At 64.5% G+C, this 16,677-nt stretch carries 17 protein-coding genes; 12 read left to right on the plus strand and 5 right to left on the minus strand.

What is annotated here, in order from left to right; translation table 11 throughout:
• Position 1: 1 nt before the first annotated feature.
• The 6 genes from ASF72_RS17900 to ASF72_RS17925 all read left to right on the plus strand — a co-directional run bounded on the left by ASF72_RS17900 (position 2) and on the right by ASF72_RS17925 (position 8,673).
• Complete coding sequence (locus ASF72_RS17900) at positions 2-928, plus strand: alpha/beta hydrolase (protein ID WP_056601121.1); 927 nt, start codon at positions 2-4, stop codon at positions 926-928.
• Positions 925-1,962, plus strand: a complete 1,038-nt coding sequence (locus ASF72_RS17905; RefSeq protein WP_056601122.1) for a Gfo/Idh/MocA family protein — start codon at positions 925-927, stop codon at positions 1,960-1,962. The genes ASF72_RS17900 and ASF72_RS17905 overlap by 4 nt, the downstream gene beginning before the upstream one ends.
• Positions 1,959-4,148, plus strand: a complete 2,190-nt coding sequence (locus ASF72_RS17910; RefSeq protein WP_235504782.1) for a glycoside hydrolase family 3 N-terminal domain-containing protein — start codon at positions 1,959-1,961, stop codon at positions 4,146-4,148. Before ASF72_RS17905 ends, ASF72_RS17910 begins: the two co-directional genes overlap by 4 nt.
• Before the next feature lie 41 nt (positions 4,149-4,189).
• A complete protein-coding gene (locus tag ASF72_RS17915) occupies positions 4,190-5,827 on the plus strand; it encodes a DUF5597 domain-containing protein (protein WP_162242822.1) in 1,638 nt (545 codons plus the stop codon).
• A 188-nt stretch (positions 5,828-6,015) separates the two neighbouring features.
• The gene (locus ASF72_RS17920) at positions 6,016-6,816 is read left to right on the plus strand and encodes an alpha/beta hydrolase (RefSeq protein WP_200933676.1); all 801 of its coding nucleotides are present in this window, start codon (positions 6,016-6,018) and stop codon (positions 6,814-6,816) included.
• Between the two features lie 288 nt (positions 6,817-7,104).
• Complete coding sequence (locus ASF72_RS17925) at positions 7,105-8,673, plus strand: serine/threonine-protein kinase (protein ID WP_056601126.1); 1,569 nt, start codon at positions 7,105-7,107, stop codon at positions 8,671-8,673.
• Between the two features lie 22 nt (positions 8,674-8,695).
• On the opposite strand, the gene ASF72_RS17930 is transcribed toward ASF72_RS17925, so the two are convergent.
• Complete coding sequence (locus tag ASF72_RS17930) at positions 8,696-9,397, minus strand: helix-turn-helix transcriptional regulator (RefSeq protein WP_082484513.1); 702 nt, start codon at positions 9,395-9,397, stop codon at positions 8,696-8,698.
• Between the two features lie 73 nt (positions 9,398-9,470).
• Here ASF72_RS17930 and ASF72_RS17935 point away from each other — a divergent pair, with 73 nt between their 5' ends.
• Entirely contained in the window at positions 9,471-10,292 is an 822-nt protein-coding gene (locus tag ASF72_RS17935; RefSeq protein WP_082484516.1) for an alpha/beta fold hydrolase, read from the plus strand.
• On the opposite strand, the gene ASF72_RS17940 is transcribed toward ASF72_RS17935, so the two are convergent.
• A complete protein-coding gene (locus ASF72_RS17940) occupies positions 10,271-10,762 on the minus strand; it encodes a DUF4188 domain-containing protein (RefSeq protein WP_056601130.1) in 492 nt (163 codons plus the stop codon). The genes ASF72_RS17935 and ASF72_RS17940 overlap by 22 nt on opposite strands.
• Before the next feature lie 74 nt (positions 10,763-10,836).
• On the opposite strand from ASF72_RS17940, the gene ASF72_RS17945 reads away from it, so the two are divergent.
• From ASF72_RS17945 to ASF72_RS17965, 5 genes are all read left to right on the plus strand, one after another.
• Positions 10,837-11,439: a TetR-like C-terminal domain-containing protein gene (locus ASF72_RS17945; protein WP_056601169.1), complete on the plus strand. Its 603-nt coding sequence runs from the start codon at positions 10,837-10,839 to the stop codon at positions 11,437-11,439.
• A 233-nt stretch (positions 11,440-11,672) separates the two neighbouring features.
• Entirely contained in the window at positions 11,673-12,449 is a 777-nt protein-coding gene (locus ASF72_RS17950; protein WP_056601132.1) for an SDR family oxidoreductase, read from the plus strand.
• Between the two features lies 1 nt (position 12,450).
• Positions 12,451-13,509: an L-idonate 5-dehydrogenase gene (locus tag ASF72_RS17955; protein ID WP_056601135.1), complete on the plus strand. Its 1,059-nt coding sequence runs from the start codon at positions 12,451-12,453 to the stop codon at positions 13,507-13,509.
• A gap of 31 nt (positions 13,510-13,540) precedes the next feature.
• The gene (locus ASF72_RS17960; RefSeq protein WP_056601137.1) at positions 13,541-13,750 is read left to right on the plus strand and encodes a hypothetical protein; all 210 of its coding nucleotides are present in this window, start codon (positions 13,541-13,543) and stop codon (positions 13,748-13,750) included.
• A gap of 1 nt (position 13,751) precedes the next feature.
• Complete coding sequence (locus ASF72_RS17965; RefSeq protein WP_056601138.1) at positions 13,752-14,252, plus strand: hypothetical protein; 501 nt, start codon at positions 13,752-13,754, stop codon at positions 14,250-14,252.
• Positions 14,253-14,266: 14 nt separating this feature from the next.
• Here the strand turns inward: ASF72_RS17965 and ASF72_RS17970 are convergent, their stop codons facing one another.
• Genes ASF72_RS17970 through ASF72_RS17980 form a run of 3 tightly spaced genes read right to left on the minus strand, consistent with a single transcriptional unit; the run spans position 14,267 to position 16,677 of the window.
• Complete coding sequence (locus ASF72_RS17970) at positions 14,267-14,857, minus strand: TetR/AcrR family transcriptional regulator (RefSeq protein ID WP_056601140.1); 591 nt, start codon at positions 14,855-14,857, stop codon at positions 14,267-14,269.
• A gap of 30 nt (positions 14,858-14,887) precedes the next feature.
• Positions 14,888-15,502, minus strand: coding sequence for a TetR/AcrR family transcriptional regulator (locus ASF72_RS17975; protein WP_235504783.1), 615 nt, complete (start codon positions 15,500-15,502; stop codon positions 14,888-14,890).
• A 5-nt stretch (positions 15,503-15,507) separates the two neighbouring features.
• On the minus strand, positions 15,508-16,677 hold the full coding sequence (locus tag ASF72_RS17980; RefSeq protein WP_082484518.1) for a pyridoxal phosphate-dependent aminotransferase: 1,170 nt from the start codon (positions 16,675-16,677) through the stop codon (positions 15,508-15,510).

Raw genomic sequence — 16,677 nt, forward strand, 5'->3', positions numbered from 1 at the left:
TATGCCCAACGAAATTACCGCCGATTTCCTCCCAGCGTTCCTTCCACCGGAGGCACTGGTGGACCCGCCGCGCAACGCGGTCGCCCACAGAGGGCTGATCTATGCCTCTATCGACGGCTACCGGGCCCTGGAACTCGACCTCTACCTGCCAGCGGACGCCTCCGCCCCTGCGCCGCTGGTCGTCTGGATCCACGGCGGCGCATGGATTTTCGGTGCGCGGAGCCAACCCCCCGGCGACTGGGACCCCAACCTCGTCTTCCAATCGGCAATCGACGCTGGCATGGCCGTAGCAACCATCGACTACCGGCATTCGCGCGAAGCGCCCTTCCCAGCGCAACTGCACGACTCGAAAGCCGCCGTCCGCTACCTGCGGACGTTCGCACCCCAACTCGGCATCGATCCCGACCGCATCGCGGTCTGGGGCGAATCCTCCGGCGGGCACCTCGCGGCGCTCGTGGCCCTCGTCAACGACCCTGAACTTGAGGGGAATGTCGGAGCCACCGATGTGCCGAGCCATGTCAGCGCCGCTGTGTGCTTCTATCCCATAACGGATGCTGTCGCGATGCCGTCGTTCTCTGAGTCCCTGGCCGAAGGTGTCCGGCTTCCATCTCCGATCGAAATGATTCTCGAAGGATCACCCTGGCCGTATGAGGAAGGGCTCCGGCAGATGTCCCCGGTGTCCTATGTCCGTTCCGACGCACCCCCGATGCTCCTCATCCACGGGGAGGCGGACCGGCTGGTACCAGTCAGCCAAAGTCAGCAGCTGGCTCGGGCCCTCGAACAAGTGAACGCAGACGTACACCTGATTACTGTTCCTGGACTTCACCATGTCTTCTACGCGGGCGATCCTGAAGTCCACGTTGGCACGGCAATCGAGTTCCTGGCCCGGATACTCAAGGCGCCGTCTCCGGCTTTGGGGACGAAGTGACTGCACCAGCCGTCAGGTGGGGGCTTGCAGGCACGGGAACAATTGCCAGGGAATTCGTACGGGCAATAGGTGAAGTACCCGGTGCCTCGATCGCCGCTGCCGCGTCCCGTACCGTCGCAGCCTCGGGCAAGTTCTGTTCCGACTTCGACATACCCAAACAACTCCTGTCGTTCCAGGACCTTGCCAGTGACGACGGGATAGACGCCGTCTACCTTTCCACGCCGGCAGGACTGCATCACGAGCACGCAAAGCTCTTCCTGGAGGCGGGCAAACACGTCCTGGTCGAAAAACCCTTTACTTCCAACCACGCCGAGGCCCTCGACCTGGCTCGAACCGCCCAAAGCAAGGGCGCGGTCCTGATGGAGGCCATGTGGTCCAGGTTCCTTCCCGCCTACGTTGAGCTGAAGCGTCTGGTGGATGACGGTGCCATCGGCGAGGTGCGGAAAGTCGAAGCGTCCTTCGGTTTCCCGATACCGGAGTCAGGTCCGGGCGCACGGCCAGCACTCTATGACCCCGCGCTGGGCGGAGGAAGCGTCCTGGAGCTTGGCGTGTATCCCGTTCAGCTCTCGCACTGGCTCCTCGGCAGCGAGCCAACCGTCGCCGCGTTCGGCAGCATCAGTTCCAGCGGTGTGGACCTGGACACAACGGCGCTCCTGCTTTTCGGTGACGGGGGCACCGGAACCATCAGCTCCTCCATACGAACAGTTCTGCCCAACGACGCACGGATACTGGGAACGGAAGGCTACATCCAGTTGCAGGCCCCGCACCATTGTCCAAACGGGCTGGCCGTTTCACGCTACAACCCGTCGGGGCCCGGAACGATGGAGCCCCACATCATCCGGGCGCCCATAATCGGCGGCGGGCTCAAATACGAAATTCTCGAGTTTCACCGCCTTATTGAAACCGGCAGGTTGCAGAGCTCCGTGATGCCACTGAGCGACACCCTCGCCATCATGCGAACGCTTGACCTGATACGAGGCGAAGTCCGCGTCAACCAGGCCCGGACAGCAACCCTGGAAGGAACACTCAGTTGAAACCACTGTCAACTCCGGAGCAGATCCTGGCAGCCATGACCTATGCAGAGAAGCTGGCTCAGCTCCAGATCGTCTGGCGGCCGGACTCCACCGAAGCGGGCGCCCTTGCCCGTAACGGTGCCGGTGCCCTTTTCTGGCCTGCAACGGCGAAGGCCACCAATGCACTTCAGCGGACCGCAGTTGAGGAAAGCCCACACGGCATCCCCCTCCTGATCGGCCTCGACGTAGTCCACGGCCAATTCACCATCTTCCCCACTCCCCTGGCACAAGCCGCCAGCTTCGACACGGAGGTGGCGGCGGCCGATGCCCGCCTCTCAGCCAGGGAAGCCCGGTCCACCGGAGTCAACTGGACCTTCTCGCCCATGATCGATGTGTCCCGGGACCCGCGCTGGGGACGCGTGGTGGAAGGGTTCGGTGAGGACCCATACCTCAACGCCGTCTTCGGGGAGGCCAAGATCCGCGGCTACCAAGGCGATGACCTCTCCTCGCGCACGTCTATCGCCGCCTGCGCCAAGCACTTTGTTGGCTACAGTGCCGCTGAGGGAGGCCGCGATTACAACAGCACAGACATTTCCATCCAACGGCTTCGCAACATCTACCTGGAGCCCTTCAAGGTGGCGGTCACAGCAGGGGTCGCCAGCGTGATGGCAAGCTTCAACGCAGTCTCCGGCGTGCCCATGCACGCCAACCGGGAGATGCTCACCGATGTCCTCAAGAATGAGTGGGGACATAACGGCATCGTCGTCGCAGATGCCGGTGGGGTGGGAGAACTTGTGGAGCATGGCGTCGCCGCCAACGCGTCCGACGCCGGGCGGTTGGCTCTGTCAGCAGGGCTCGACGTCGAAATGGGCGGCTCTTTGCTCAGCGGAAATGAACCCATCATCCGTGAGGGCGTGCTGGACCCTGCACGCCTGGACGACGCCGTACTTCGTGTGCTCCGTCTTAAGCAGGCACTGGGCCTGTTCGAAAACCCTTATGTGGACGAGTCGGCAGCCGCTACCGGCCCTGATGAAGCCTCGCTGTCAGCGGCAAGGGCCACTGCCGCACGCTGCGCTGTCCTGCTGAAGAACGAGGCAGCCGTCCTGCCGCTGAAGCCACGGGGACAACGCGTTCTGGTGGTGGGTCCCTATGCTGAAAGCAAGGACCACCTCGGCGCCTGGGTACAGTATTTCGCCTCGCCCACCACCACCTCAATTGTCGAATCCCTCACCGCGGCCCTGCCTGGCTCTGTGGTGACGGCACTTCCCGGCGCCACCTTTTTTGACTCCGATCCTGGCCTCCAGGCTGAAGCCGCTGCCGCCGCGGCGGAAGCGGATCTTGTGATTGTGGCCGTAGGGGAACCCAGTACCCTCTCCGGGGAGGCAAGCTCACGAAGTTCATTGAACCTCCCCGGAGACCAGGAAGAACTGATCAGGGCCATTGCTGGTTCAGGCACCCCTTTTGCCGTAGTGCTCATGACAGGCCGGCCGCTGGTGGTCAGCGAATGGATTGATCAGTGTCCTGCCCTCCTGGTGGCATGGCACCTGGGCACTGAGGCGGGAAAAGCGATCTCTGACGTCCTCACCGGCATTGTCAACCCCGGCGGCAAGCTGCCCATGTCCTTTCCGCGTTCGGTGGGTCAGGTACCCATCTACTACAACCACGAGTCAACCGGGAGGCCCGCCCGCACAGGAGGATCCCTTGCCCACCAGCGGCCGGACGTTGGACTGACCGGCCCCAACAACACCGATGATTACTTCAAGTCGAAGTATCTGGACTTGGAGCTGGGGCCGCAGTTCGGTTTCGGCTACGGGCTCAGCTACACCTCCTTTGAGCTGGAATCATCGCAGGACCAGGCACTGTCGGTCGCCTTGGACGGGCTCAGAGCTGGAACAAGGCTTTCTTTCACCACGATCGTTCGCAACACCGGAACGAGGGACGGGGATGAAGTTGTCCAGTTGTATGTCTCTGACCTTCTGGCAAGTGTGACCCGGCCTGTCAGGCAGTTGCGGGGCTTCCACCGCGTGTTCGTGCCGGCTGGCGAAGAGCGGCGGGTAACACTGACCGTCGGCTTCGATGACCTGGGATTCTGGACCAACGATGCCCAGGCCGGTTACATCGTGGAGCCAGGCGAATTCCGGATCCGGGTCGGCGACGGTCTGTCCTTCCAGGAATTCAGGCTGAAGGTCACTCCCCCTTCCTCCTAAGACACCGAAACCACGCCCAACAAGCAATGAGGACCATTACCATGCCACACCAGAACTTCCCGCGGCTCGAGCGGACAGGCAACCACACCCGGCTCATCGTTGAAGACAGGCCATTCCTCTGCGTTGGAGGCGAGCTGCACAATTCGAGTGCTTCGAACCGGAATTACATGTCGCCCATCTGGGACAAGCTGGTAAAGGCGGGGATCAATACTGTCATCGCTCCTGTGTCATGGGAACAAGTGGAACCGGTCGAGGGGCACCTCGACTTTTCGATCGTGGACGGATTGTTGGAAGACGCCCGGTCCGCGGGAGTCCGCCTGGTGATGATCTGGTTTGGCGCATTCAAGAACGCTTCCTCCACCTATGCCCCCAGCTGGGTCCGCGCCGATCGCCAACGGTTTCCACGCGCGGACAGGGGCACCAAACCTCTGAAGACCCCCTTCTCCTATCCCGGATCAATGCCGCGGCCAAGCCTGTCCGTCTTCTCGGACAATCTTTTCGAAGCGGACCGGACTGCCTACGCTGCCTTGTTGAAGCACGTCGCCCTGATCGATCCAGACCATACGGTCATCATGGTCCAGGTTGAGAATGAAGTGGGACTGCTGGGCGCAGGAAGGGACCACAGCGCAGTGGCGGAAGCCGCTTGGAATGCACCCCTCCCACAGCAGTTGATTACTGCGGTTTCCGAGGAACCGGATTCCTTCGCCCTTGGGTTTGTGCAGGCTCTCGGCACGAATCCGGACCGCACCATGAGTTGGGGGGACCACTTCGGCGATGACAACCCCCTTGCTGAGGAAACTTTTATGGCGTGGGGGTTCGCATCCTTTGTGGGCGGTTTGGCGGCTGCGGGAAAAGAGGTACTGCCGCTCCCCGCTTACGCCAACGCCTGGATCGGGCCACAACGTGGGCAGGACCTCCCCGGCCAATACCCAAGTGGTGGGCCGACGGCCGGCATGATCCCGGTATGGAGGGCCGCGGCGCCGGCCATCGACTTCCTGGCGCCGGATATCTATGTTCCCAACACGGCAGAAGTCATGCGCCAGTACGCCTCGGATTCGAACCCCTTGTTCATTCCTGAAGCACGTTTCCGCGCCGGGGATGCGTTTTTGGCAATTGGCGGCTTTGGAGGTTTCGGCTACAGCGTCTTCGGGGTGGAGGAGGGCAGGGAAGGCAACCAATTCAGCACAGCGTGCAACATCATTAACTGCCTTACTCCCGAGATAGTGGACGCGCAGCGAGACGGTCGAATTTTTGGGTTCGCCCTTGAACAGGACGAGGAATCCTTCAGCAACGACCTGGTGGGTACGACAATTACTGTTCGGAATTCCAGGAAGCTCCTCGAGGGTATGCTCCTGGACGCAGGCGTGCGGGTTCCGCCGGCCCCGGAACTCGCGGAAGAAACGGTTGCCGCCACCCACGGCCCTACACCAGGAGACGTCCGTCCTTTCGGGATGGTGCTGGCGATCAACCCCGCGGAGTTCATCGTTGTGGGCCAGGGGGCGCAAGTGGACTTCCACAAGCCCGGCTGTGACGTTGAGCTGGATTCGGTGAGGGAGTTGGTGGTGACCGATGCGGGGTTGCGGGAGGGACGATTCATCAATGGGGACGAGCGACTTGAGATCCTTTCAGATAAGCACATCACTGCCGTGAGGGTCCGGCTCCTCATCACCGCCAGCTGAAGGCCGTTAACCTCGAAAGGAACCCAGTGCCGTTTCACCCCGACATCGCCGTCCGGCTGCCCTTGCTGGCGGGCATTCCGTCCCTGGAAGCAGGCCTTAGCGAGCCGCTCATGAGGGCACAGATGGAAGCATTTGATGCCTACCCGGACGCTCCTCCCCCGCCGGCTGCCGCCACCCGTATGGTGTCAGTGCCCGGCCCGCATGGCCCGGTACCGCTGCGCATTTACACCCCTGTAGAACCGAACAAGGAAGCCGATTCCCCGCACGCTTTGGTGTGGATGCACGGCGGAGCCTTCCAGTTCGGAGATCTGGACACGAAAGAGGCCGACTGGACTGCCCGGCAGTTGGTTCAGCGGGCGTCGGCAACAATCGTGAGTGTGGACTACCGGCTGGCCGTCAACGGTGTGCAGTACCCGGTACCCCTTGACGACGTCGTTGCCGCTATCCGGTGGGTGCAGGCAAACATGCTGGAGTTGGGCATCACATCGGTTTCTGCGGGTGGCGTCAGCGCTGGTGCAAATCTGGCCGCTGCCGCCGCGCTGCGGCTCCGGGACGAGGACGGATGGGTGCCGGACCAGCTGGTGCTGGTCTATCCGATGATGCACGCCGAACCTCCTCATCCTTCGGAGTCACTCCGGCGCGCATTGACGGAACTGCCGGATGCCATGAGGCTGACACCGCAGATGATCCGGTCGGCAACAGAGAACTACGTGGGATCTTCAAGCGGCGTTCCCATTTCGGGATACGCGATGCCCGCCAACGCAGAACTGGCCGGCCTCGGGCCAACACTGGTACTGAATGCCGAATACGACGAGTTGCGAGCCTCAGGCGAAGCATTCAGCGCCTTGCTCGCAGCCCGCGGTGTTGATGTCAAGCAGGTCACTGTTCAGGGAATGCTTCATGGTTTCCTGAACCTGCCCGCAACCTTGGCTCCCGTCAACGACGCACTGGAGCGCATCGCAGTGAGGCTACGGCCGAAGATTTCCTGACCACCAAAGGCTGCGCTAATGATGCCCGTCAGGGCCGGCACCTGGGGTACTTCTGCCAGCACCCCACACCAGTCTCCCCCGGCTGATAGTCTGTAATTAATAAGTAGCCTTCCTTCTTGGCGGGTGCTGCCGGAATTGAGATGATCCCCGAAGCAGGCGCCAGTACCAACTGCTGCCACCGCCTAAGGCCAGTCCTCAGGCTTCTCCGGGAACCCAGACCATCGAACGCGACAACGCCCGGGCCTGCGCACGCCGGCATTGTTATACGGAGATCCCTTGACAGGTGTGATGCCACCAACCGACAGCAGGCAGTTGCTGGGCGGCCGGTTCCGGTTGCGCGAGCTGGTGGGCCGGGGGGCTGCCGCCGCGGTGTACAGGGGCGTGGACGAGTCGCTGGGGCGGGAGGTGGCCCTGAAAGTCTTCACCCGCGACGGCGGGGATCCTGAACTGCTCGCCCGTCAGGACGCTGAGATACGGATCCTCGCTTCCCTGGCCCACCCAGGGCTGGTGACGTTGTTCGACGCCGGCAGCGACGCCGTCGCGAACCGCAGCTACGTGGTGATGGAGTATGTCTCCGGTCCCGACCTTCGCCGGCAGCTGCGCGAGGGCGCCTTGGAACCGGAGGATATTGCCCGCGTGGGAGCAGACCTGGCCTCGGCGTTGTCATATGTCCACCACCGCGGCGTGATCCATCGGGACATCAAACCCGGCAACATCCTGCTTTACCAGCCCGGCAATGGAGCGTTGGGCAAGTGCTGGCGGGCCAAGCTCGCGGATTTCGGCATTGCCCGCGTGATGGAGGAAAACCGGCTGACCGGCACCGGCCGGACCGTCGGGACCGCAGCGTATCTCAGCCCCGAGCAGGCCCTCGGCGGAGAACTGACGGGCGCTAGCGACGTCTACTCATTGGGCCTGGTCCTTCTTGAGTGCCTCACCGGCTATGTGGAGTTTCCCGGCACCCCGATCGAGTCCGGTGTTGCCCGCCTCAACCGCGACCCGGCCATCCCCACGGGCATCAGTCCGGATTGGGCGGCACTGCTGGCTGCGATGACCTCCCGGCATCCCCGGGACCGGCCGGACGCCGCCCAGGCCACCATTTCCCTGCGGCGCCTGGCTCTGGCGGGCGGAACCCCTACAGCTCCGCAAACCCCGCTACTGCCACCACGACCGGATCGTGCCCCCACGGGCTCACCGGAACCATTACCGGCACCGCGGACGAGGCGCCGCAGGGCCATCGCTGCCGTATGCCTGGCAGCAGTTCTTGTTGCCGGAGCCACCGCAGCCACGCCGCAGGGCGGCAGCGGTACCGAGCAACAAACCACATCAGCAACACCCGCAATGCAACCACAAAACAATCCCCTGGACTTCCATCTCGACCAACTCCAATCCGCCATCGAATCATCCGATAGGCTCCTGACAATCCTCGGGCACGTCCGGCAAGCGGTAGCCGCCAATGATCAGCAGGCGGCCCTGGCCTACGTGGAAGAACTCGAAAAGACCGCAGTTGACGAAGCACTTCGCAGCGGGATGACGCTTGAAAACTACCGGGCAATCACCGAAGCCATCCGGCTGGTCCGGACCGACCTGCAATCCCTGACACCCGCCGCGGCTGATTCAACGGCCGAAGCGCTCCCGGAAGGCAGCCCCGACCCGGCACCGTTGCCCGCCGTCGAACCTTTAACACCCGCGCCGGCTGCCGTTCCGCTCACCGTACCTGCAGCCGCGGAACTCGAGTCCAACGGCGCTGCACCGCAGCAACGGGACCGCATCCCGGCCACGTCGGGACGTGGCGCCGGAAATGATGCCGCCGGTAACAACGGCAAATCAGGTAGTGCGCCGGGGCATAACAAGCCCTGAAAGCACGACGGCGGCACTTGAGTCAGCCATGTCCCCGGGTGTTCACCGGCTTGGCATTCAGCGGCGGTTCGCCAACCTCTTCGATGGTGTGGCCGGTGCATGCGGTGGTGGTGACGCTGGCCCGCTCGATGCGCGAAACGGTGAACCACCGTATCGCGTCGCGAAGCCGGCACCACCCGACGAGGTACCACTGGCCGTTGGTGGAGGCGAACAATACCGGTTCCACGTCGCGGGTGGTTGTGCTGTGTTCCGCCGATGTGTAGCGGATGCGGATCACCCGCTGCTCGGCCATCCCTTGCTCCAGAGCCGACCTGGTTGCCCGCGAGGATGAGGGGACCGCGTTGACCCAGATGCGCCGGGCCAGCCTGTCCGCCCGCATCCGGGTGGCGGGATCAAGAACGTCCAGGATTTTTTGGTTACCTGCTGCTGCCAGGTCTGCGTACGGGGCATCGCGTGCGGCGGAAACGGCCGCCATGAGCGCCACGGCCTGGGACGGGGAAAGAGTGACGGGCGGCAGGGTGACGCCTGCCGCCAATCCGTAGCCACCGCCCGGACCGGGGCGCGCCCAAATCGGCACACCGCTGGTTTCCAGCGAGTCGAGGTCCCTTTTAATGGTGCGCACGGACACCTCGAGCTCCCTCGCCAGCCGTTCGCCCGAAATGCCGCGCTTGCCGCTGCGGCGCAGCATCTCGGACAAAGCAAGAAGGCGCTCCACACGCTTCACGGTTCAAACCTGGTCCAATTCATGACACAAATAGTGACATACCCTTGTCCGTACCGCCTGCGAGGGTTGTGCCATGACACCGACTGCAAACAGCACGAACATTGTTCTTATCGCCGGCCACTGGCTTGGTGCATGGGCGTGGGATGAAGTACTGAGGGAGCTCGAGGCTGACCAGTCCCGCGCGACGGCCGTGACACTGCCGGGCCTTGACGGCAACGATCCTGAACGCAAAACGAAGACCCTCGAGGATCAGGCGACGGCGATCCTGCAAGCCATCACCAATCTCGGCGCCACCGCGGCTCAACCGGTTACGCTCGTTGCGCACAGCGGAGCGAATGCCCCCGTCAGCATGGTCCTTGACCGGCGCCCGGAGGTAATCCACGCAGTGGTGTGGGTTGACTCCGGCCCCGTGGCGGCGGGAAGTGCCTTTGCCTCGGATTTCCCGGAGAGCGTGGAGGAGTTTCCGCTGCCGCCCTTCGATGTGCTCGCGCAGCAGGCGAGCCTCGAAGGTCTGAGCTCGGAAGTCCTGGCGCGATTCCGGTCACGGGCTGTCCCTGAACCCGGGCCAGTGCTCCGCCAGCCAGTCGAGCTCACGAACGAGGCCCGCCGCAAGGTCCACACCACCCTGGTGTGCTGCTCGATTCCGGGTGCGAAGGTGCTCGATCTGGCACGGACCGGCCACCCCATGTTTGCAGAAGTCAAGAACATCGAACACTTGGACGTCATCGACCTTCCAACGGGGCATTGGCCCATGTGGAGCCGCCCGAAAGAGCTTGCCCGCATTATCCGCTCAGTGGCTTCCCGAACCAGGGCGCCGGAATTCCCACCGGCGATTCCGCCACTCGGATCCCGGCAGGTGGATCCACCTGCCGATCAGGCAGCGCCTGCTGAATGACCCATTCTTTGCTTGGCTGTGTGCGTTCCCTTACCGATCGGGACCTGTGCGGTGGCTTTCGCCAGCCCGAAGAGCGGCATTCCGCTGTAGATCGTCTCAATCCCGCTCGCCGGGGCCTGGTACGTTTCGTGCCAGATTCCGATGTCCCCGCTTCCGGACAGTTCCTTCATAAAGTGCCGCCAGGGCTCCAGGTGCGGGGCGTCCCGGTCTGCGGCGAACTTCCGCAGGTGGTCGGGGCTCCGCCAATAGGTGACCATCATCGTGGTCCGCCCAAACCATTGTTCAACCCCGAGCATGCCGGCGTCAGGATTCCGGGCAAGGTGGCGCAGCATGCGTGGCATTGCCGCGGCAACGTGGGCAACCTTGCCGATTTTCCACCAGCGGTTGGCACGCATCCCAATCAGGAAAACCGTCACCGAGTCTTGCCCGGGGTCAGCCGTGTACCGGCCGGGATAGATGTGTTGCCCCATGATGCGCCTTCCAAAGTGACCATTTTTCGTTTTGTAACGTTGTTACGAAACAAGGTTATGGCAGAGTTGTGGGCATGGCAAGACCTGTGGTGCATACCAGTTCCCTTCGTAATGAGCTGCTGCTGGCCACTGCCGAGTTGGTGGACCGGAGTGGCCCGGCAAAAGTCACGTTGCGGGATGTGGCAGCGGCAGCAGGAACGTCAACGACGGCCGTCTACTCGCTGTTTGGCGGGAAATCCGAGTTGCTCACCGCGGTTGTGGACGAGGCGTTTCGCTCCTTCGGCAGTTCCCAGGCGGCGGCGCTTGAGGGCGGGCTGCGTGGGCTGGGTACCGCATACAGGCACTGGGCACTGAGTCATCCGGCAATGTACCGACTGATGTTCGGCGGCGCATTGGCCTCCTTCGCCGAGTGCCTGCCCAGCCCGGACACCACCACCGATGCCATGGGACCCCTCAAGGAAGCTGTGACTGCCGCACAACAGGCTGGCGGATGGCGCCAGGAACCTGCCGACATCGTTGCTGCGGCAATATGGGGCCAGGTTCATGGCCTGGTCAGCCTGGAACTTGCCCAGGTTGGACCGCCCGGCATGGACTGGGCCGCAGCCTACAACGCTGCCCTCGAAGCGATTGCCCGCAGTTGGGCCGTACCGGCGACGTCCGGGCCAGCGTCAAGCTGACCGGAAAGCTGGTGCAGGCGCGTGGACGCCATTAGGAACGTTCCCCACCGGCAAGCCCGCATTCGGCAGTCGTCCGCCCTGTCAGCTGGCCAGATGCCACCATGACGCCTTGAAACTATAATTGTCTCGCAAATGAGAAATAGTTCTTGACTCTGGATCAGCCCCGCCGTAGGCTCGAGGGGTGCGCTGAAGCACCGCAAGATCCGCAGTGAACGTCGAGAAGAGGCACTTCCATGGACCATCCGTCACCCTTTGACCTGACCGGGCGAACTGCCCTGATTACGGGATCAAGCCGGGGTATCGGAAAGGCCTTGGCGAGCGGCCTGGCCCGGGCAGGAGCGGCCGTGGTGCTCCACGGCCTGGACCCGGCCCGGCTGGAAGCCACCAGGAAAGAGCTGGCTGGAAACTTCGGTGCGGACAAGGTGGGTGCGGTCTCCTTCGACATCACCGACGAGGCTGCCGTGGCCGCGGGAGTAGCGGATGCCGAAGCCACCTACGGTCCGTTGGACATCCTGGTGAACAACGCCGGTGTCCAGCACCGCGTAGCCTTGCTGGAACTTGACGCCGCCGACTGGAACAGGGTGCTCGCCACCGACCTGACCAGCGCTTTCCTGGTGGGCCGCGAAGCCGCCCGCCGGATGCTGGAGCGCCGGAGCGGCAAGATCATCAACATCGGCTCCGTCCAGTCAGACCTCGCCCGGCCCACGATCGGCGCGTACACCGCGGCGAAGGGCGGACTGCGCAACCTCACCCGGGCCATGACCGCCGAGTGGGCGGGCCAGGGCCTGCAGATCAACGGCATCGCCCCCGGCTACATCCACACCGAAATGACCCAGCCACTCGTCGACGACCCCGCTTTCAACTCGTGGATCCTGGGCCGGACCCCGGCGGGCCGCTGGGGAACCGTGGATGACCTGTCCGGGCCGGTCACCTGGCTCGCCTCGGACGCATCCAACTACGTGAACGGGCAAACAATCTTCATCGACGGCGGAATGACAGTGGTGGTTTGACATGGCAACTACAACAACGAATCTGTTAACGGGCCCGGCCGTCGTCGTCCACGGCGTCGGGGACCTCCGGATCGAAGCCCTCGCGCATGCCGCACCCGAACCCCACGAGGCCGTAGTGGACATCGCCTATGGCGGCATCTGCGGCTCCGACCTGCACTACTGGCTCCACGGCGCGGCCGGCGAATCCATCCTGCGTGCTCCACTGGTGCTGGGCCACGAAGTGGTGGGCACTGTAGTCCAGGCGGCTGCCGGCGGCTCGGGCCCGGCAGCAGGCACCGACGTTGCCGTCCACCCCGCCACGCCGGGCGGAGCCGGCGTCCGCTATCCCGCCGACAGGCCCAACCTCTCCCCCGGCTGCACCTACCTGGGCAGCGCCGCCCGCGTCCCGCATACCCAGGGCGCCTTCAGCCGGTATGCCGTCCTGCCCGCCCGGATGCTCCGGCCGCTTCCTGCCGGGCTGCAGCTGCGCGCGGCCGCCCTCGCCGAACCCGCAAGCGTAGCCTGGCACGCTGTTTCCCAGGCAGGCGACCTCACCGGCAAGCGGGTCCTCGTCATCGGCAGCGGCCCGATCGGCAGCCTCATCGTGGCAGTGGCCAAGCGCGCCGGAGCAGCCGAAATCGTCGCCGTCGACGTGCACGAAGCTCCCCTCCAGATCGCCAAGGCGGTCGGCGCGACGGGAACCATTCTGGCCACTGATGCCGACGCGATCGAGGCGGTTCAGGCCGACGTCGTACTGGAATCCTCCGGCAACCACCGCGGCCTGGCCTCCGCCCTCCGCGGCGCCATGCGCGGCGGCAAAGTGGTCATGGTGGGGCTCCTGCCCAGCGGCGATCAGCCCGTCCCGATCTCGCTGGCCATCACCCGTGAACTGGAACTCCTCGGTTCGTTCCGCTTCAACAACGAGATCGACGACGTGCTTACTGCCCTCGCGGACGGCTCACTGTATGTGGACCCGGTGGTCACCCACGAATTCCCCTCTACGGAGGCGCTGGCGGCCTTCGACCTTGCCAAGGACCCCACCCGGTCCGGCAAGGTGCTCATCTCGTTCCGCGACCAATAACGACGCACCCCAGGCATCAGGAGCAAAGAAAATGATCCAGTCTGTCAAAGCACCCACCCTGCGCTGCCGGCCCCTCCGGGCTATGACGGCGGTCACCGGCACGCACTGCCCGGCCAGCGGCCGGTGGAGCCCCAATGGCGAAGCACAGAAAGGCCAGGTGTTCTTCGAGGGCAGCCTTATGCCTTCCTTTGGCGGCGCGGCGGTGGTTTGGGTGCTGGCCCCGGAAGCGGACACGCACTAGCGTGGCCGTCCAGCCGCTGCGGGCAGGCCGGCGCCGCCGGTTCGAACCCATCGACCAGGAGACGCTCCGCCACGAACTGGCACTGAACCGCCAGCAGGTGGCGCAGGCGGACAGCAGCGTACGCGGCGCCCTTAGGCTGCGGAACGACACCGTCGCCCAGGCCCTGGCCGACGGCGTATCGGTGGCCAAAATCGCCGACGCCGCGGGCGTCGGCAAAGTGGACGTTCGACGGCGGATCGGCGCCGGCTACACGGAGCTGCAACCGGCGGGCTGGCCGGCCGGGACTCACCTCGAAGCGATCCGCGGCTGTACGAAGGCCCTGGCTGCCGCCGTCGAGCGTAAGAGCGCGCTGGAAGTACGACGCCGGTCCCTTACCGTGATGGCGCTGAAGACAGGCCAGCTGGACCTCTTCGAAGTCGCATCCCTGGCCGCCGTTCCGCCCGAGAGGATCCGCCGCGAAATGCGCGGGATAACCCTCCGGAGCGTGCGGCTGGCGAACTAGGCCCAGGGTTCAGTTCAGTCCGTGGCCGCGGACTTGTTCCCGTCCCAGCCAACCAGGGCGCCCCGAAGCGCGGCCACCAGCCGCTCAGTGGCTTGCTTCTTATTCAAGCCAACGGTGTTGATCAGGTCGAGGATTTCGCGGGGATCAAACAGGATGTTCCAGAGGAACATTGCCTCGTCCCCCAGCGGGCTCAGTCCCAGCTCGGCGCAGGCTTCCTCCAGCGGGCGCTGCAGTGCCTCGGCCTGGACGGTGAGGTAGAAAGCCCCGGTCCGGAGCCGGGCGAGGTATCCCTCGCCCGAACGCGTGTAGAGCATGGCCCCGCCGTGTTTGACCACCAGGTCCACCCATTTGCGGCTGACCGCTTCGAGCAGCTCAAGGCCGCTGGTGGTCTGCTTCAAGCTGTAGTCCCGCAGCTTGTGGCCCACGTTGAAGCGGTACTCGGCCAGGACATCCTCAACGGACGCAAAATGCCGGTATGCCGTGGCCGTGGAGATCTCGGCGTGCTTGGCGATGTCCGTCATGTTGATGGTCCCCCGCCGGGCGGCAAACAGTGCACCGGCCGCGTTGACCAGTTCCCTGCGGTTACGTTGGGTATCGCTTCGCATTCCCGGGCCCCTTTCTGTTGCGTACCAAGCTTATTGCCTCGGCCCGCCGATCGGGCCGCACCAGCCCTTCAAGGCCCCCACCAGCGTGGCTGCCAGCCGCCGGGCGGTCTCCTCGGGGCCCAATCCCAGCGTCTCGATCAGGTCGAAGATTTCGCGCGGATCGAACAGAACGTTCCACAGGAACATGGCCTCATCGCCTGGGTCATCCACGCCGAGTTCAAGGCAGGTGTCCCGAAGCGCCGCGCCCAGGGCGTCAGCCTGGACGGTCAGGTGCGTGGCACCTGTACGCAGCCGCGCCAGGTAGCCTTCGCCGGACCGGGTGTGGACCATCGCGCGGCCGTGGGTCACCACCAGGGTGACCCACTTGGTGCTGACAAGGCGCAGCAGCTCCAGCCCCGTCGCCTGCTGCTGCTGGCTGAACTCCAGCAGTTCGCTGCCCACCTCGAACCGGAAGCGGGCCAGGACCTCATCGACGGAGGCAAAATGCCGGTACGCGGTGGCGGTCGAGACCTCGGCGGCCCGGGCAATGTCCGCCATGGTGGCCTGGTGGCCTTCGGCGAACAGTTTTCCGGCAGAACGGATGATGAGCTTCCGGTTGCGGAGCGTGTCGCTGCGCAGTCCGGGAACTGCGGCAGTGGTGGCCAAGTGCGCTACTTCAAGTCGGCGAGGCCGGCCGCAAGCCGTTCGACGCCGGCGTTGATGGCTTCGGCACTGGCGGCGTAGGAGAGCCGCAGGTGGAATTCGCCGTTGCGGCCGAACTCGCTGCCGGGACGGACTGCCACGCCGTGGTTGCGCAGGTGCGCCACCATTTCCGAGGCCGGCAGGTCGGCGTCGTACTTCGGGAAGAGGTAGAACGCGCCCTCCGGTGAGCTGACCGTGAGCCCCTGGATGTCCTTCAGGCCGTTGTACATCAGCTCGCGGCGGGCCGCGTAAGAGGCGTGCATCCGCTCGATGTCCGGCCCGCAGGTCTGCAGGGCGGTGAGCGCGGCCAGCTGGACCGCTGTGTTCATGGAGCCATTGAACGTGTTGTGGACCCTCGCTGCGGAGGCGATGACGTCCGCGGGACCCCACAGGTAGCCCACCCGCCAGCCGGTCATGGCGTAGCTCTTCGAGAAGGTCTGGCAGTAGATGGTGCGGCCCGCGAGGCCCTCGATTTCCAGGGCGGACGTGAACGGCTCAGGCGTGTAGACCAGGTCGCTGTAGGCCTCATCGGAGAGGATCAGGATGTCGGTGCCGGCGACCATCAGGGCCAGTGCCTCGAGCTCCGCGCGGGAGTGGACAATTCCGGTGGGGTTGGACGGGTTGCAGAAGACAAACATCTTCGCCCCGTCGAGGGCGCCCGCCAGCGCTTCCAGGTCCCAGTGCAGGTTCCCGGCGAGGGGCACCGGAACGATCGTGCCGCCGGCCATGCTGACCAGGTCTGCGTAGAGGGAGTAGGTGGGATCCGGGATGACTACCTTGTCGCCCGGGTTGACGGTGCCAAGGATCGCGGCGGCCAGCCCTGCCGTGCCGCCCTGGGTGATCAGCACATCGTTGGTGCTGACAGCGGATCCCAGCAGGGCGCCGATCCGCACGGCCAGTTCGTCGCGGAGGACCGGTTCGCCGAGCAGCGGCGAGTAGTGGGTGTAGCCGTCCTGCAGGGCCTTCGCCGCGGCGTCGCGGACCTGCTGCGGGGTATCAAAGTCGGGTTCGCCCATGGCCAGGGACACCAGGTCTCCGCTGGACTGCGGCTGCTGGACGCGCAGCGACGTCCGGAGCACGCGCTGGACGGCGTCGGAAGGAGGGAAGCTGAGGATACTGGGTGCTGCTGGTGTGGTCAC

Source organism: Arthrobacter sp. Leaf141 (assembly GCF_001424565.1).
Lineage (GTDB): Bacteria > Actinomycetota > Actinomycetes > Actinomycetales > Micrococcaceae > Arthrobacter.

Excerpts from the sequence above, each read along its gene's own strand:
- ASF72_RS17935 (WP_082484516.1), top strand. The coding sequence starts at position 9,471 with ATGACACCGACTGCAAACAGCACGAACATTGTTCTTATCGCCGGCCAC.
- ASF72_RS17955 (WP_056601135.1), top strand. The coding sequence starts at position 12,451 with ATGGCAACTACAACAACGAATCTGTTAACGGGCCCGGCCGTCGTCGTC.
- ASF72_RS17925 (WP_056601126.1), top strand. The coding sequence starts at position 7,105 with ATGCCACCAACCGACAGCAGGCAGTTGCTGGGCGGCCGGTTCCGGTTG.
- ASF72_RS17915 (WP_162242822.1), top strand. The coding sequence starts at position 4,190 with ATGCCACACCAGAACTTCCCGCGGCTCGAGCGGACAGGCAACCACACC.
- ASF72_RS17960 (WP_056601137.1), top strand. The coding sequence starts at position 13,541 with ATGATCCAGTCTGTCAAAGCACCCACCCTGCGCTGCCGGCCCCTCCGG.
- ASF72_RS17945 (WP_056601169.1), top strand. The coding sequence starts at position 10,837 with ATGGCAAGACCTGTGGTGCATACCAGTTCCCTTCGTAATGAGCTGCTG.
- ASF72_RS17900 (WP_056601121.1), top strand. The coding sequence starts at position 2 with ATGCCCAACGAAATTACCGCCGATTTCCTCCCAGCGTTCCTTCCACCG.
- ASF72_RS17970 (WP_056601140.1), bottom strand. The coding sequence starts at position 14,857 with ATGCGAAGCGATACCCAACGTAACCGCAGGGAACTGGTCAACGCGGCC.
- ASF72_RS17950 (WP_056601132.1), top strand. The coding sequence starts at position 11,673 with ATGGACCATCCGTCACCCTTTGACCTGACCGGGCGAACTGCCCTGATT.
- ASF72_RS17940 (WP_056601130.1), bottom strand. The coding sequence starts at position 10,762 with ATGGGGCAACACATCTATCCCGGCCGGTACACGGCTGACCCCGGGCAA.